Annotated in this window: 12 protein-coding genes and 1 pseudogene; 5 read left to right on the top strand and 8 right to left on the bottom strand. The window is 70.9% G+C overall.

The window, feature by feature from the left end; translation table 11 throughout:
• Positions 1 to 361: 361 nt before the first annotated feature.
• The 3 genes from WA762_RS09955 to WA762_RS09945 all read left to right on the top strand — a co-directional run bounded on the left by WA762_RS09955 (position 362) and on the right by WA762_RS09945 (position 3,227).
• Positions 362 to 814: a hypothetical protein gene (locus tag WA762_RS09955; protein WP_335934892.1), complete on the top strand. Its 453-nt coding sequence runs from the start codon at positions 362 to 364 to the stop codon at positions 812 to 814.
• A gap of 676 nt (positions 815 to 1,490) precedes the next feature.
• Positions 1,491 to 2,084, top strand: a complete 594-nt coding sequence (locus WA762_RS09950; RefSeq protein ID WP_335934891.1) for a hypothetical protein — start codon at positions 1,491 to 1,493, stop codon at positions 2,082 to 2,084.
• 318 nt (positions 2,085 to 2,402) lie between these two features.
• Positions 2,403 to 3,227, top strand: coding sequence for an RNA methyltransferase (locus tag WA762_RS09945; protein ID WP_335934890.1), 825 nt, complete (start codon positions 2,403 to 2,405; stop codon positions 3,225 to 3,227).
• A gap of 258 nt (positions 3,228 to 3,485) precedes the next feature.
• Here WA762_RS09945 and WA762_RS09940 read toward each other — a convergent pair whose 3' ends face one another.
• Positions 3,486 to 4,730 carry an MFS transporter gene (locus WA762_RS09940; RefSeq protein ID WP_335934889.1) on the bottom strand — a complete coding sequence of 415 codons (1,245 nt, stop codon included), beginning with the start codon at positions 4,728 to 4,730 and terminating at the stop codon, positions 3,486 to 3,488.
• Between the two features lie 217 nt (positions 4,731 to 4,947).
• Here WA762_RS09940 and WA762_RS09935 point away from each other — a divergent pair.
• Positions 4,948 to 5,850 (top strand): annotated as a pseudogene (locus WA762_RS09935) (LysR family transcriptional regulator); the annotation flags it as partial.
• Between the two features lie 657 nt (positions 5,851 to 6,507).
• Here WA762_RS09935 and WA762_RS09930 read toward each other — a convergent pair.
• The 5 genes from WA762_RS09930 to WA762_RS09910 all read right to left on the bottom strand — a co-directional run bounded on the left by WA762_RS09930 (position 6,508) and on the right by WA762_RS09910 (position 10,735).
• Positions 6,508 to 7,245, bottom strand: a complete 738-nt coding sequence (locus tag WA762_RS09930) for a nicotinamide mononucleotide transporter family protein (protein WP_335934888.1) — start codon at positions 7,243 to 7,245, stop codon at positions 6,508 to 6,510.
• 117 nt (positions 7,246 to 7,362) lie between these two features.
• Positions 7,363 to 7,821, bottom strand: a complete 459-nt coding sequence (locus WA762_RS09925) for a riboflavin kinase (RefSeq protein ID WP_335934887.1) — start codon at positions 7,819 to 7,821, stop codon at positions 7,363 to 7,365.
• Entirely contained in the window at positions 7,814 to 8,395 is a 582-nt protein-coding gene (locus tag WA762_RS09920) for a flavin reductase family protein (RefSeq protein WP_335934886.1), read from the bottom strand. The genes WA762_RS09925 and WA762_RS09920 overlap by 8 nt, the downstream gene beginning before the upstream one ends.
• A 32-nt stretch (positions 8,396 to 8,427) precedes the next feature.
• Positions 8,428 to 9,774, bottom strand: coding sequence for an NtaA/DmoA family FMN-dependent monooxygenase (locus WA762_RS09915; protein WP_335934885.1), 1,347 nt, complete (start codon positions 9,772 to 9,774; stop codon positions 8,428 to 8,430).
• Positions 9,775 to 9,814: 40 nt separating this feature from the next.
• Entirely contained in the window at positions 9,815 to 10,735 is a 921-nt protein-coding gene (locus WA762_RS09910) for a ribokinase (protein ID WP_335934883.1), read from the bottom strand.
• A gap of 117 nt (positions 10,736 to 10,852) precedes the next feature.
• Here WA762_RS09910 and WA762_RS09905 point away from each other — a divergent pair, with 117 nt between their 5' ends.
• Positions 10,853 to 11,845 carry a LacI family DNA-binding transcriptional regulator gene (locus WA762_RS09905; RefSeq protein ID WP_335934882.1) on the top strand — a complete coding sequence of 331 codons (993 nt, stop codon included), beginning with the start codon at positions 10,853 to 10,855 and terminating at the stop codon, positions 11,843 to 11,845.
• Between the two features lie 374 nt (positions 11,846 to 12,219).
• Here WA762_RS09905 and WA762_RS09900 read toward each other — a convergent pair whose 3' ends face one another.
• Together WA762_RS09900 and WA762_RS09895 are read right to left on the bottom strand one after the other, a co-directional pair.
• Positions 12,220 to 13,629: an extracellular solute-binding protein gene (locus tag WA762_RS09900; RefSeq protein ID WP_335934881.1), complete on the bottom strand. Its 1,410-nt coding sequence runs from the start codon at positions 13,627 to 13,629 to the stop codon at positions 12,220 to 12,222.
• A gap of 46 nt (positions 13,630 to 13,675) precedes the next feature.
• Positions 13,676 to 14,899, bottom strand: a complete 1,224-nt coding sequence (locus WA762_RS09895; RefSeq protein WP_335934879.1) for an epoxide hydrolase family protein — start codon at positions 14,897 to 14,899, stop codon at positions 13,676 to 13,678.
• Between the last annotated feature and the right edge of the window lie 272 nt (positions 14,900 to 15,171).

Below are 15,171 nucleotides of genomic sequence, written 5' to 3'. Positions count from 1 at the left end.
TGAGTTCATCACCCGGGACGAGGTGGGCTGGTACGGACTCACCGCCCGCCCGCTGCCCGTAACGGAGTTCATGCGAACCCCGGACGCCCCGATCGGCGCATAGGCGCGCCCTGAACCCCGCACCGATGGCGCGTTGCCCTTGCTCGGTGCGCGGGTCCGCATCGCGCCCGACGGCGTCGTCCACCTCTCCCTGGGGGGATGTGGCGCGCGCGTGTTCCGGCGACCGATAGGCCTCGTCCGCTCGCCCGGCCATGCGTCGCCGGGCGAGCGGGCGAGGAAGGGCGGAGCCCCGTCCGTGTGGCTGTCCCGTGGCGCACGGGCGGGGTTCTGCGTTGTCCTACGACCAGGAATGAGATTTGAAGTGCTGCAGTGCACTGCCCTGACGGGCATTCCCGAGGCGGATGCCGCGTCCTTGCTGCTGACCATGCGCGGTGGCCCCGATGACCTGTCCGAGGCGTGTCTGGACGAGTACGTCCTGTGCGAACTCGGGGAACACGACGAGCGGGTCGAGCATGCCGTGCTGATCTGGTGCGCGCAGCCGCCGGCTGCGCGTGACCTGTGGTTGTTCTGGGCCGGTGTTGGGGCGCATCGGATATACCGTTTCGCCAGGCTGCCCCGGTGTCCCGCCGTCATGCGCAGGATTCCGGCGGGTGCGGTGCGTACGTGCCGACTCTTCGACAGGCATTCCACTCCGCATTCCTGGGACGTGACGGACCCGCTCAGGGACGTGCTGTACGAACGGGACGTGGAGGCCGAGCGGCGGAAGTACGAGGACACGGACCACAGGGACGGCGATGACACGAAGCAGCCGTGAACGGCGGGCGGCCGGGGCCGGTGACTGTTCGGGGCGGACTCTGCCTTCGGGGCCGCGTACCTTCTGACAGCCCCCATGTCCGTAGGCGTTCGGTGCGCTGTTTGGCGGCTGTCGGGCGTGGTTCCAGCTGTACGCGGGCTTCCCTACGGCAAGGGATTGCGTAGGCTGCCGGTGTGACCGTGCAAGTGTCAGAAGGAGTGTTTCGTCCTCAATGTCGCGATCCGAGAAAGTAAGTAAAATCGGCTACCGCGCCGCCTAAACGTGCAGGTCAGTTACTCTGCTCCCCGCGCAGGCGGGGATGGTCCTCACCGCCGGCGCCTGGACCGCGAGTGGGCGGCCTGCTCCCCGCGCACGCGGGGACGTTCCGCTTCTCTTGGGACGGGGCGGGCGGCCCGGCGCGCGGCCGGTCTGCGAAGCGTCAGGAGCGGACCCGCATGCGGTGAGGGGTGGTGGGCATGTCAGCCTGGTGTGCTGTCATGCAGAGCAGGAAGGCGAGGTGTCGATGAGTACATTCCGATTCTCCACGGTTGCCGGGGCCGTGTGTGCGGCCGTCATCTGCGCGGGTTGCAGTTCGCAGTCGGCAGAGCAGCCGACTGCCGGGAGGACGGCGGAAGCAGCGGCCAGTTCCGCCGCCGACAGCCCGTCGCCGGTGACGCCGGTGACCCCCGCTGCCCCTGTGACGCCGACCGTGGACCCGAACGTCGTGCCGGGGTCGGTCCTGAAGACCTATCTGCCGACCAACCACACCCTGCCCAAGGGCTGGAAGCTGTCCTCCGTCTTCGAGGAGAAGGACAGCGGCCCGACGCAGCTGCCGCAAACCGCCGTTTCCAGCCCGGCGGCGCTCACCGGATGCGAGCAACTGGCCGACCGGGGAACGGGCGCGGCCCTCGGCGACCCCGCCGCGTACGCCAACGTGGGGGTCGTCGACTCGTCCGCTCACGAGGTCCACGTCGCGGTGAACTCCTACCACGCCGGTGACGCGGCGGGGGTGCTCAGCAGACTGAAGGTGCTGGAAGGCGTCTGCGGAACCACCTATGAGCCGAATTCCAGCGGGCTGCTGAGCAACCCGGTGACGGTGACCGTCAGCGCGGTCGACGGCCCGGGGGAGGGAGGCGTGCTCGTCAAGGTCGACCGGGCGGCCTACGTCGGCCAGGAGTTTGTCGTGATGCAGCTCGGCGACCGGGTGCTGTCCGTGAGCTCCGACAACGAGTACGGAGGCTTCGCCGATGTCGTGGGACTGGCGAAGGCCGTGGCCCCGCAGGTGAAGTGAGGCCGGGGCGGCGACCCCTCCGCCCCCGGAAGGCATCGCCTGATGCCTCGCGGGCCCGGACCGCCGCCGCCCCATGTACGACCCGAGGCAGTCCGGAAAGCGGATCAGGGACTCCTCGATTCCTTCAGGCGGTCGAGTTCCGCTTCGCGGTCCGGTTGTTCGCTCAGGCCAATTGGCCCTGCATACAAGGCATGAGAGAAGATACGGGTGCAAGCACGGGCCCGCTCGGTACGCAGGCGACTTCGACTCACTCACACGCTCACCTCACTGGCCCGGGACGACCGCATTCTCAACGATCATCTTCGGCTTGGAGGACGGGTGCCGGTACAGCGGATCTCGACCCGCAACGCCCGATTCCAGCAGCTTCAGACGTTGCTCGGCAACCGCACCAAGCGAGGGCGTGCCAAGGAGTTCCTGGTCCAGGGCGTACGCCCGATCACGATGGCCCTGGACCACGGCTGGACCATTCGCTCCCTGCTCTACGACGCCGACCGCCCGCTGTCCCGATGGGCCGAGGACCTGCTGCGCCGCGCCGGTGCCGAACGCGTGGCGATGGCACCGCAGTTGCTCGCGGAGCTCAGCGAGAAGGCCGACGGGGCCGCGGAGGTGCTGGCGGTGGTCGAAATGGCGCCGGACAGCCTGTCGCGGATCAAGGTCCACGACGACTTCCTCGGCCTGCTCTTCGACCGGCCGACGCAGCCCGGCAACATCGGGAGCATCGTGCGGTCGGCCGACGCGTTCGGCGCCGACGGGCTCATCGTGACGGGGCACGCCGCCGACCCGTACGACCCCAAGTCGGTACGCGCCTCCACGGGATCCTTCTTCGCCGTGCCCGTGGTGCGCAGCCAGTCGCACCACGAGGTCATGGAGTGGCTGGAGAAGGAGCGCGCGCAGGGGCGGCCGGTGGCCGTTGTGGGCACGGACGAGAACGGGGACGGCGATGTCTCGGAGTTCGACCTGACCCAGCCGGTCCTGCTGCTGATCGGCAACGAGACCGCGGGCCTCAGCGCGGCCTGGCGTGAGCTCTGCGACCACGTCGTGAGCATTCCGATGACGGGCACGGCCAGTTCCCTGAACGCGTCGAACGCCGCCTCCGTCGTTCTCTATGAGGCCCGCCGTCAGCGGCTCGCGAGGAGTTCGTAGGCGTCGGCGGGGAGTACGACGCCGCAGACGCACAGTCGTACGCACGGGGAGACGGACGCCGGGCGGGCGACTACAGGCCCGGACGACTACAGGCCCGGACGACTACAGGCCAGGACGGCTACAGGCTCGGGCGACTACAGGCCCGGGCGGCGGCTTCCGGGGCCGGAGCCGTCGGGCCGGGGCCGTCGGGCCGGGGCCGGAGCCGTCGGGCCGGGGTCGGGGCCGTCGGGCCGGGGTCGGGGCCGTCGGGCCGGGCCGTCAGGTGAGGCTCGCGGCCTGCTTCGCCGCGTTCCGGTACGCGCTCTCGCGGCGCGGGAGCAGCAGCGGGGTGGCCAGGAGGAGGACTCCCGCAGTCGCGATCGCGGTGCGCGTTCCGGTCACGGTGGCGAGCACGCCCCACACGGCGGTCAGGGCCGCGATGGCGGCGCTGCTGCTGACCGACCACGCGGACAGGGTGCGGGCGACCCGGCCGGAGTCGGTGTGGTCGAGCCGGTAGGTGGCCAGCACCGGGTTGTACACGGCACAGCAGGTCACCAGGCCGAGCTGGACGACGATGACGAGGACGATCCCCGGTATCCCGGGCCGGACGAACGCCAGCCCGACGGACCAGCACGCGCGCAGCGCCCCGGCGGTGAGCATCACCCGGTGCCGGCCGAACCGTTTCACCAGCCGGTGCGCCAGGCGCGAGCCGACGAGGCCGCCGATGCAGGGGGCGGCGAACACGAGACCGTACTGCCAGGGGGCGAACCCGAGGCGGTCCAGGAGGAGCACGGCGAGCAGCGGCTCGGTCGCCATGATCAGTCCGTTGACGGCGAGCGTGTTGAGGAACAGCGGGCGCAGCCCCGGGTGGGTGAGGATGTGCCGCCATCCCTCGGCCAGGTCGCGCGCCCGCAGCCGTGGTGCGTCGGGCCGTGCGGGGCGCGGTTCCGTCCCGCCGATGGCCCGGATGCCCAGGGCCGAGAGCAGATAGCTGACCCCGTTGGCGACCACGGTCGTCATCGGACCGAACATCCCGATCGCGGCCCCGCCGATCGGCGGTCCGACCATGGTCGAGGTCCATGTCGTCGACTCGAACCGGCCGTTCGCGACGAGCAGGTCCTCCGGTGGCACGAGCGACTTCAGATACGCGCCGCAGGCCGCGTTGAAGGCGATGTTGGCCGCGGCGACCACGACGGAGACGACGACGAGCTGGGCGAAACCGAGCCGGCCGAACATGTACGCGGCGGGGACACTCATCGTCGCCGCGAACCGGATCAGGTCCATTGACACCATCACCGGCCGCTTGCGCCGGAACTCCACCCAGGGGCCGAGCGGCACCGCGAGCACGGCCCCCACCGCCCGTCCCACGGCGGCCAGCGCCGCCACCTCGGTCGGCCCGGAGTGCAGCACGAGGATCGCGATGAGGGGAAACGCGCCGAACGCGAGCGATGTGCCGTACGAGCTGACGGCATACGCCGCCCACAGCCGCCCGAACCGCCGCCCCAGCGCACGTTTGCCCACCATGTTCCACGCACCTCTCATCCGTCCGAACGCCCTTCTGCCGACCACGCGTTGACCGTCTTCCGACGTCGGCGGGCCGTCCGCGGACCTCGGCAGACCGCCCGCCGCCGCGCCGACCGTCCGCTGACCAGGGGTATCCAAGCGAGTGGCGGGCGACGGGAGCAAACAACCGATGAGTGGTGGAGGCACAACCATCCGTTGTACCGATACGCTGGCCGACGTGGATCTCGATGCCGTGCGCACCTTCGTGGCCGCCGCGGACGCGGGGCGGTTCCAGGACGCCGCCGTCGAGCTGTCGATCACACAGCAGGCCGTTTCCAAGCGTGTCGCGACGCTGGAGAAGAACCTCGGGGTGCGGTTGTTCACCCGTACCCCGCGAGGCGTGCGACTCACCATCGACGGGCAGGCGTTCCTGCCCCGCGCCCGCGATCTCCTGCGCGCCGCGGAGCGGGCGGTCGCCTCCGTGCGTCCCGGCCGCCGCGCGCTGCGCGTCGACGTGATCGGCCGACGGCTGGCCCCGGCCGCCCTGCTGCGCGACTTCCACCGGGCGCACCCCGGGGCCGAGCTCGATGTCGTGACCCTCTTCGACGTCGACGCGGCCGTCGACGCCATCCGGTCCGGCACGATCGACGCGTCCTTCCGCGCCGTCACCATGCCCGGCCGCCCGCTTCCCGACGACATCAGCGCCGTCCGGGTCCACGACGAGCCCATCCAGCTCCTCACCGGGCCGGATCACGAATTCGCCGCCGCGCGTACGGTCACGGCCGCCGAGCTCGCCGGGCACCGGATCTGGATGCCGGGCATCGTCGCCGGCACCGAGTGGGCCGCCTACTACGACGCCCTCGCCGCCGCGTTCGCGCTCACCATCGAGGTCACCGGCCCGGAGTTCGGCGCCGAGCCCCTGCTGGACGCCCTCGCCGGCTCCCGGTCGCTGGCGACCTTCGTCGGGGAGCGGACACACCTGGTCTGGCCCGCCGACCACGGCCTGCGGCGCATCGCCGTACGTGACCCCATGCCGGTCTACCCGCACTCACTGCTGTGGCACCGCGACAACCCGCACCCGGTACTCGCCGCGCTCCTCGACCACCTCGGCCCCGCGGCGTACGACCACCTCGGTACGGGCGCGGCCGCGGACGTGAATACAGACGCAGACGTAAATGCAGAAGCAGACACAGACGCAGACGCAGACGCAAACACAGGCGCGGGCGCAAAGACAGGCACCGGCGCGAACACGGGCACACGTACCGGGGTCGGGACCTGGGAGCCGGCGTGGGCGCTGCGGCCAGGGCCGTCCCGTCACCGGCGGATGCTGCCGGCAGTGTCCTGAGCTCGTTATTCGGCCTCTGGTCCGTCTAAGGGCTGTCCCGTAATCCGTGGTGGATCAGCGCGCGGCGTCGGATGTGGTGCATCGCAAGGCGGAGGGGTGCCCGCATACGGGACGTATGTGGGCGTTCCGGCAACGCGGCGAGGTGCCGCAGCCGTCGTCGCGCGCCCGCCAGGGATTACGGGACAGCCCTTAGGAGCGCGTGTTCGGCCGTCGGCGGGTGCTGGGATGGTCTGCGCTCATGTGACCCACGAGGGCGGGCGAGTCGGAGCCGGTGCCGGGGGTCGCCAGGACACCGTCGTGGTCGGCCGGACAACCGGACGTTGCCCGCCAGGGCACTGGGCCGGCGGGCAACGTGAGCCGCTGTCGAGGGAGGGCGAGCGAGGCGCGGGGCGCTCAGCCGGGCGTCGTCGGCCGATTCGCGTCCGCGACCGTAACCATCGGTCGGTCAACGGCTCAGGATCCGCTCGCTGTCTCAGGACGGGGGTCGTACGGCGCCGTGGCCGGTGACGCGTCGTTCCGGCTCTCCAGCACGACGGCCGGCTCGATCGGCGAGGCGATCTCCTGGGCCTTGCTGTGAGACGCCCAGTCGCGGATCCCCATGACGACCATGACGAAGAAGATCGCGTAGACGATCCCGGAGAAGTACAGCTGGGAATGGATGGCGAGGGGCACCCCGACGAGGTCGACGGCCAGCCAGACGAACCAGAACTCCACGTACCGCCGGGCCTGGGTGTACATCGCCAGGATCGAACCGACGAAGATCCAGGCGTCGGCGAGGACCATCCACCAGGGGGCGCCCGGGTAGAACGAGGCGTCGGTCGTCTTGAGCAGGGCGCCGAACGCGAACGTCCCGGCGGCCATGACGGCGATCAGCACGGAGCGCTCCCGCCACGACGCCCAGCGGACGTTGATCGTGCCTTCCTTCTCCCTGCTGCGCCGCCACGTCGCCCAGCCCCATGATGCCGATGCTATGATCACAATCTGCCGGGCGGCGTTGCCTCCGAGATGGACGTTCAGACTCGCGATCAGCAGCAGGACCGACCCGAGGATCTGCACTGGCCAGGCCATGAGCAGCCGTCTCAATGCCAGCCAGACGGTTGCGAGCGCCAGGATGTTGCCGAGGAAGTCGGACCAGTAGACGGAGACGCCGAAGAAGCTGAATTGATCGTTCAGCCACTGGAATGCGCTCATTACCAACACCTTTGTTTGTGCGGGACAAGACTGGGCGTGAGTGACAGGCCCGGATCCGGCCGGGCATGACGCATGGAGTTCGGCAGCGCGCGCCGAACGCGTGCGGAGTGAGATACCTCAGGCGGAGAGGGTGCTCCCGTGCGCGGCGAGCGCGTCGGTGAGGACGCGCCGCCCGTGATCCGAGTCGAGAAGCGTCTCGGACCGCAGGACGTCCTGCCGGGCGGCGCGCACCAGGTCGTCGGGCGAAGCGAACTTCACCGTGTCTCGAATCCGTGCCACGAACCGCAGTCCGACGCGTTCTCCGTAGAACTCGTCCGAGGTGTCGTGGCAGTACACCTCGATGTGTACATCGGGGGTGTCGCAGAAGGTCGGGTTCGACCCGATGCTGATCGTTCCGCGGTGGACGGTGCCGGTCGAGTGGCGTACGACCCAGCCGCTGTAGATCGCGGACGGTGGGATCCGTGAGCCGGGATCGGCCGCGATGTTCGCGGTGGGAAAGCCGAGCCCGCGGCCTCGGCCGGCACCGTGCACCACCACACCTGTGAGGTGTGCGTGGATGGGCGGGGTGTCACGCATGGGGGGTGAGTTCGCGGAACTGGCTGGTGTGGAAGACGAGTGGTTCCACACCGGAGAACAGTTCAGCCGTCCTCAACTCCATGAGCACGATCTCGTGATCGCCGCCGTCGTAGGTCGCGCTCACCCGGGCGGTCAGCCAGAGCGCGGCGTCCTCGATCAGAACGGCGCCCTCGGGCGTCGCCTTCCACGCGACGCCGTCGAAGCGGTTGACCTCTCGGGAGGCCAGACGCCGGCACAGCGCGCCCTGACCGCGGCTGAGCACGCTCAGTCCCAGAACGGGCGCCGTCGTGAGGCGTGGCCAGGTGGTCGAGGTCCGGGCCACGCTGACGGCGGCCATGGGCGGTTGGAGCGAGATCGAGACGAACGAGCTCGCCGCGAACCCGACCGGCTCCATCCCGCGCAGCGCGCTTATCGCGACGACACCGGTCGGGTAGGCCCCGAACGCCTGTCGCAGCGTCGCCGCGTCCAGCTCCGTTGCCGCGTCCGGCTCCGCCGGCGTGTCCGGCTCCGTTGCCGCGTCCGGCTCCGTCGGCGCGGATGCCCCCGCGGGCGGGTTATGGGCAAACGTGGCCATGGTCTTCCGACATCCTCTCGCGATCTCTGTTCTCAGTGTCTGTACTGGGCCGCGGGGTGGCTGGCCGGCAGCGAGCGGTCGGATGCTCCGGTGAGTCGTTCGCGCAGGCTCTCGCCCTCCGCGTACTGCCCGCGGAAGGCTCCTCGTGCCCGCAGGATCGGCAGGACCGACTCGACGAAGTCCGTCGTCGAGGTCGGCTGGATCGTCGGGGACAGCAGGAATCCGTCGAGGTCGGCGCCTTCCGCGAGCGCGCAGATCTCGTCGGCGATCTCCTCGGCCGTGCCGACGACGGGCCGCGCTCCGACGCCGTGGGTGTGCCAGTCGGCGAGGACGTCGCCGACCGTCTGGCCGGCGAAGCGGGCCACCTGGGTCTGCGACAGCTCGGTGGAGAGATCCGTCATGGGCGTCTCGGGCGCGTAGGACGAGAGGTCGAGCCCGGTGAACATGGCGTAGCTGGCGACGGTCACCTCGGGCCGCTGGGCGTCGAGGATTCGCTGATAGCGCCGTTCCGCATCGGACGTCGTGGCGCCGACGACACACGAGAACGCCGACATCACCTTCACCTCGTCGGCCCGACGACCCGCCTTGACCGCCTCCTCGCGTATGGAGGCGGTGTGCCCGGCGAGCTGCTCGACCGAGCCGCTCCCCACGAACATGCATTCGCCGTGCCGGCCGCCGACCCGGCGCCCGGCGGGCGACGCCCCGGCCTGGAACAGCACGGGCGTGCCCTGCGGGGAACGCGCGGTGTTGCCGTACCCCTCGGACCGGAAGAACGGGCCCTTGTGGGTGACGAGGTGCACCTTGGCGGGGTCGGCGAACCGTCCGTCCTTGTCCTTCTCCAGCGCGTCCGGCTCCCAGGCCCCCTCCCAGTACTTGTAGACGAGGTCGAGGAAGTCCTCGGCCATCTGATAGCGCTCGTCGTGCGCCACCATCTCCATGCCGAACGCCTTGACCGCGGTGTCGGCCGTGCCGGTCGTCACGATGTTCCAGCCGATCCGGCCACCGGAGAGCTGGTCGAGCGTGGCCATGCGGCGGGCGAACGCGTACGGCGGTTCCACGAGGACGGAGCCCGTCATGACGAGACCCAGGTCGGTCGTCGTGGACAGGAGCGCGGACGCCACGACCATCGGGTCGAGCCGCGGGAGGTCGAGGGTCTCCTCCGTGGCGATGGGCGGGCGCACGCCGTCGATCTCGGACCAGCCCCAGGCGTCGGCGAGGAACAGGAAGTCCAGCTTGGCGTCCTCGCAGATCGCGGCGAGATCGCGCCAGTAGTCGAGAGTGTCGAAGAGATGCCGGCGGCTGTCGGGGTGGCGCCAGGTGGCCGTGCCACTCGCATTGGTCTGCGCGTTCTCGAACACGCCGAGCTTGAGATTCCTCATGGGTGGTTCTCCGTTGTGCTGGTGGGTGACTCGTGGTGTGTCAGGAAGCAGAGGTGACCGCGGGGACGTCGAGCTGGGCCGCGTAGGGCATGGAGGTCTGCGCACCGAGGCCGGTGACGGCGTGCGACGCCGCGCGCACGGCACGTTCGACCGCGGCCGGAAGCGTGGCGCCGCGTGCGAGGGCGTCCGCGAGGGCGCCGCAGAAGGTGTCGCCGGCGCCCACGGTGTCGACGGCGTCCACGAACGGGGCGGGGATGTGCGTGATGCTCGTGCTGTGCGCCTCTTTCAGAATGGCCCCGTCCGCGCCGAGTGTCACAACGACGGCCCGGCACGGGAGCGCGGCGCGCTCCAGCAGGCCTCGCGCCTCATCGACGCCCGTGGGCGGGGCGGCGCCGAGAAGCGAGGCGAGTTCTCCGAGGTTGGGGACGAGGACGTCGACGGCGGCCAGTACCCGCGTGTCGATCGGGCGGGCGGGGGCGGGGTTGAGGACGACGACCCCGCCCTGTTCACGGGCCCACAGGACCGCCAGGTCGACGACGTCGGAGGGGATCTCGTTCTGGAGGAGGACGACCTCTCCCGCCGACCGGACGAGCCGGGACGGCAGGTCCTGCACACCGAGGTCGGCGTTGGCCCCCGGATTCACCACGATGGTGTTCTCGCCGTCGTCGTCGACGACCACCGCGGCGATTCCGGTCGTGGCCCGCTCGTCCGACCGCACGGCATCGACGTCCACGCCTTCGGACGCGAGCGCGTCGAGGATGGCGGCCGCGTCCGCGCCGACCCTGGCGACGAGACGCACCCGCGATCCGAGGCGGGCGGCCGCGACGGCCTGGTTGGCGCCCTTGCCGCCGGCCCCCTCCACGAAGCGCCGTGCGAGCACGGTTTCGCCGGGTCGCGGCAGGTCCTCGACGGTCAGGACGAAGTCGCGGTTCACCGAACCAACGACGGTGATGGACGACATTGATACTCCCTGGGAGATCGATTTCCGACATGTTGTACCAGCGTTCACGCGCCGTCAAGTAATCTGCTCAACGCAGTTTGTTGGCGCATCCACCCACCGACCGAGAAGGACACTCACGTGACAGCGCCCCGACTCCTCGACGTGGCCGAGGCCGCCGGCGTATCCCGCGCGACGGCATCACGTGTCCTCGCGGGCACACCGCGCAACGTCGATCCCGAGCTCGCGCGCCGCGTCGAAGAGGCCGCGCACCGGCTCGGCTACCAGGCCAACCACACCGCCCGGGCACTGCGCACCGGCACCACCGGTGCCATCGGCATCATCGTCCCCACCCTCGCCAACCCCTATTTCGTCCAACTCGCCGATGCCATCGCGCAGCATGTGCGCGCCGCCGGCGGCACGCACGTGGTCTCCGACGCGGCGAACGACACCGCGATCGAGGCCGAGCAGATCGACACCCTGCTCGACGGCCGAGTGGACGGACTGTTCGTCGTCCCCGTATCGGCCACCGCGTCCGGACCCGCCATCCGCAATGCCGCCAGACGTCGTCCGGTCGTCCTCTTCGACCGATGGGCCAAAGGGTCCGGCACCGTCGCCGTCACCCTCGACAACGCGTCCGCGGTCCAGCTCCTCGTCGATCACCTGGAAGGCATCGGACGGCGCCGGATCGCTCTCGTCGCCGCCGATCAGGCCTCTTCCTCGGGCGCCGAACGGCTCGCGGCCTTCACCAAGGCGCAGGGGCCCGACGCCACCACCATCCTGCTGCCCAGCTTCACCACCGACGCCGGCCGCACGGCGGGGCGCCGCATCATCGAGCAGCGCGACCAGGTCGACGCGGTCGTCTGCGGAGCCGACGTCCTCGCTGTCGGGCTCGTGAGCACGCTGCACCGTTCATCGGTCGCCGTGCCCGGGCAGATCGCCGTCACCGGGTTCGACGACACCGAGATACTCGAACTCCTCGACCCGCCGATCACGTCCATCCGCCACCCGTTGTCCGCCATGGCCGAGCGCGCGCTGACCCTGCTTCAGGCGCCCGCCCGCGAACGGACCGAGCGGGTCGAGCGGTTCAGTCCTCAGCTCGTCGTTCGCGCCTCGACCGACCTGGAATCCTGACGGTGGGTCACATCGTTGGGTCGGGCGCGCAGCGCTGAGGCGGTTTCCTGGCCCGTCGGCACCGCCCGTGAGCCTCACGGCGCGTAGGTCCGTCCGCACGACCGGGGGGTTGTCGTCGGGGGCGGCGGTCGCCACTGCCGGGGGAGGGGCCGGTCCGCCGCGGCGCCCGCGCATGTGTCCCGCTGATGCCACGGCGCCCGCGTAATTGTCCCGCCGACGCCCCGGCTCCGGGCACGTCTTCCGCTCACGGCCCCGGCCCCGGGCACATCTCCCGCCGACGCCCCGGCTCCGGGCACGTCTTCCGCTCACGCCCCGGACCCGGGCACGGACTCCGTTGTGTCCGCGTCCGGGCCCGAGGCCGCTTCGCGTCCGCGCTACCGCGACGGCCGTCCCACCGCGTTCTCCAGGGCCGCCCCCGAGTACGCCTCCGCGCCGGTGAAGTACTCCACCCGCAGGCTCTGCGGGCTGCGCACTCCGGCCTCGACGCGGTCCTTCTCGTACGCGTCCAGCAGCGTCTGCGCGTCGGCGGTGGCCCGGGCGAACCGCTCGGCCGGCTCCGCGCCGTCCACCAGCACATCGGCCATGGCCAGCGTCATCACGTCCTGCGCCCCGGCGAAGTCGCCGAACAGCGCCCCCCGGCACGGCGGCGCGCCCCCGGACTGGCCCTCGGGCCGCGAGTCGAGCTGCTCGCTGGCCAGCCGGTGGTACGGGTACTTCTCGAACCAGCCCTCCTCCTCCAGCAGTTGGTACGAGGCGTAGGTGACCGGCACGAAGCTGCTGGCGATGTGCCGGTCGGCGGCGTTGCGCGGGTTGTTCAGGAACTGCATGAACGCCAGAGCGCCGTCCTGGGTCACCCGGTCCAGGCCGTCGGCCAGCCACAGCGAGGTGCCCGCGATGATGTTGCCGCCGAACGCCTCGCCCTCGCGGTGCGGGAAACGCCCGACGCTCATCTCGAAACCGGCGTTCTCCGCCGCCGTCGCCATGTAGTTGAGGTCGTTGGACGAGGTGATGCGCAGTGCCACGTCCTGGTCGGCGAACGCCTTCAGGTTCCCCTCCCAGTCCGGGATCTTGCCCGTGTACAGGTAGTGGCCCTTCCCGTGCAGGCTCTGCCACCAGCGCACCCAGGTCAGCATCTCCGCCGAGGCGAGGTCCAGACGGGTGGCGCGCCCGGAGCGGCCGTTGTCGTGGTCGGCGAGTTCCCCGCCCTGCACGGCCAGGGCCTCCTGGAAGAACAGGCCGTGGTTGGCCCAGGTGACCCCGTGCGACGGACCGTCGGGCAGGGCGGCGACCGCCTCGCAGGCGGCCTCGACGCCCTCCCAGGTGTCCGGCAGCTCCGTCACCCCCGCGGCGTCGAGCACGGTGGCGTTGCCGTAGGTGAGCATCGTGGTGACCACGGCGGGCATCGAGGTGAGGTCGCCGTCGTACGAGTAGTACTCGCGCACGGCCGGGAGCAGGTCGCCGGTCACGACCGGCTCGCCGAGGATCTCCGCGCGGCCCGCGATGGCCCGCTCCACCGAGGTGAACAGCGGGCTGCCGTCGGCCCGCCGCGAGTCCCGGGCGGCCTGCGTCACCGCGAAGTAGTACTCGGCGACGGCGGGCGGCCGGCCCTCGTCGGCGGCCTGGGCGATCTCCCGCGACATGGTGCGGAAGTCGCGGCCCTCGATGTTGATCCGGTACTCGGGGTGCGCCTTCTCGAAGTCGGCTCCCAGCTTGTGCAGTCGGTCCATATAGCCGGGGAAGGTCAGGTCGGCGACCCATACGTCGATGACGGTCGGGGAGCTCATGCGATTCCTCATCTCTCTGTGTCCCTGGGGCGGGGCTGCCGATGCGCTACGCGGCCGTCGTCGCCGCCGTCGGCGTTGCTTTCGTCGGCGTCGGCGTCGTCGCGGAGGCGGTCGCGGAGGCCAGCGACCGGGTGAACTCGCGGATGTCCCCGACCAGCGCCGACGGCTGCTCCAGGGCGGCGAAGTGGCCCCCGCGCTCGAACTCCGTCCAGTGTGTGAGCGTCGGCAGGTCGCGGTCCGCGAAGCGCCGGATCGGTACGAAGATGTCGTGCGGGAAGACCGCCACCCCGACCGGCACCGTCAGCGGCGGCGGCACGGCCCCGGTCGCGGCCTGCCGCACCTCCTCGGCGCCCTCGTAGTAGTACTGCGCGGACGAGCCGGCGGTGGCCGTCAGCCAGTAGATCGACACGATGGTCAGCAGCCGGTCCCGGTCGACGGCCTCGTCGGGCAGCGTTCGTGAGTCGGTCCACTCCGCGAACTTCTCGACGATCCAGGCGAGTTGACCGACCGGCGAGTCGTTGAGGCCGTACGCGAGGGTCTGCGGCCTGGTCGCCTGCACCTTCATGTAGCCGGACAGCTCCGCGTCGAAGCGGGACAGCTTGCCCAGCCTGGCCAGGTCCGTCCCGTCCAGCCCCTCCATCTCCGCCGGGTCGCCGGAGGGGAACGTCATCAGCATGTTCACATGCACGCCCCATACGTGCTCCGGGTCGGTCCTGCCCAGGGCCAGGGAGATGACCGCGCCGGCGTCCCCGCCCTGCGCGATGTACCGATCGTAGCCGAGCCGCCGCATCAGCTCCGCCCAGGCCCGCGCGATCCGCGTGGTGTCCCAGCCCGCCTCCGGCAGCGGGGTGGAGAACCCGTAACCCGGTATGGACGGGATCACCAGGTGGAACGCCTCGGAGGGGTCCCCGCCGTGGGCGCGAGGGTCGGTCAACGGGCCGATCACGTCGAGGAATTCGACCACCGATCCGGGCCAGCCGTGGGTCAGCAGCAGCGGTGTGGCGTCCGGCTCGGGGGAGCGCACGTGCAGGAAGTGGACCGTGGCTCCGTCGATCTCGTCGACGAACTGCGGGTACGCGTTCAGCGCGGCCTCCGCCGCACGCCAGTCGAAGGAGTCGCGCCAGTACGCGGCGAGCTCCTTGAGGTAGCCCACGGGGACCCCGCGGCTCCAGCCGACCTCGGGCAGTTCGTCCGGCCAGCGGGTGGCGTCGATCCTGCGGTGCAGGTCGTCGAGCTGGTCCTGCGGGATGGCGATGCGGAAGGGATGCATGAGGGCTCCGGAATCCAGACCGTGGTCGTCGAGGGCGGGACGGGGCGTGGCGTGGCAGGGCGGGGCGGGGCGCACCGGGGTGGACGGCGTCCGGGCGCAGCCGGACACGCGTCCGGGTGCGACCGGGGGGGGCGACCGGGAACATCCGGGGTGCGCCCCGCCGTATCGTCCGACGTGGCGAGAAGACGCCGCATCTTGAGGATTGCGGCGTACGGCTGTTTCTCAAGCGTGGTCGGTGCGGGGTGGCGCGGGGCAGTGCCGTGCTCATGGGG

It is taken from the genome of Streptomyces tyrfis (assembly GCF_037034285.1).
In the GTDB taxonomy this organism is placed as follows: domain Bacteria; phylum Actinomycetota; class Actinomycetes; order Streptomycetales; family Streptomycetaceae; genus Streptomyces.
Note: the sequence above shows the minus strand (reverse complement) of the source record. Positions and strands in the feature narration are given on the sequence as shown.

Bases quoted from the DNA above. Each gene is read 5' to 3' on its own strand.
- WA762_RS09940 (WP_335934889.1), bottom strand. From the start codon at position 4,730: ATGGTGGGCAAACGTGCGCTGGGGCGGCGGTTCGGGCGGCTGTGGGCG.
- WA762_RS09930 (WP_335934888.1), bottom strand. From the start codon at position 7,245: ATGAGCGCATTCCAGTGGCTGAACGATCAATTCAGCTTCTTCGGCGTC.
- WA762_RS09925 (WP_335934887.1), bottom strand. From the start codon at position 7,821: ATGCGTGACACCCCGCCCATCCACGCACACCTCACAGGTGTGGTGGTG.
- WA762_RS09920 (WP_335934886.1), bottom strand. From the start codon at position 8,395: ATGGCCACGTTTGCCCATAACCCGCCCGCGGGGGCATCCGCGCCGACG.
- WA762_RS09915 (WP_335934885.1), bottom strand. From the start codon at position 9,774: ATGAGGAATCTCAAGCTCGGCGTGTTCGAGAACGCGCAGACCAATGCG.
- WA762_RS09910 (WP_335934883.1), bottom strand. From the start codon at position 10,735: ATGTCGTCCATCACCGTCGTTGGTTCGGTGAACCGCGACTTCGTCCTG.
- WA762_RS09900 (WP_335934881.1), bottom strand. From the start codon at position 13,629: ATGAGCTCCCCGACCGTCATCGACGTATGGGTCGCCGACCTGACCTTC.
- WA762_RS09895 (WP_335934879.1), bottom strand. From the start codon at position 14,899: ATGCATCCCTTCCGCATCGCCATCCCGCAGGACCAGCTCGACGACCTG.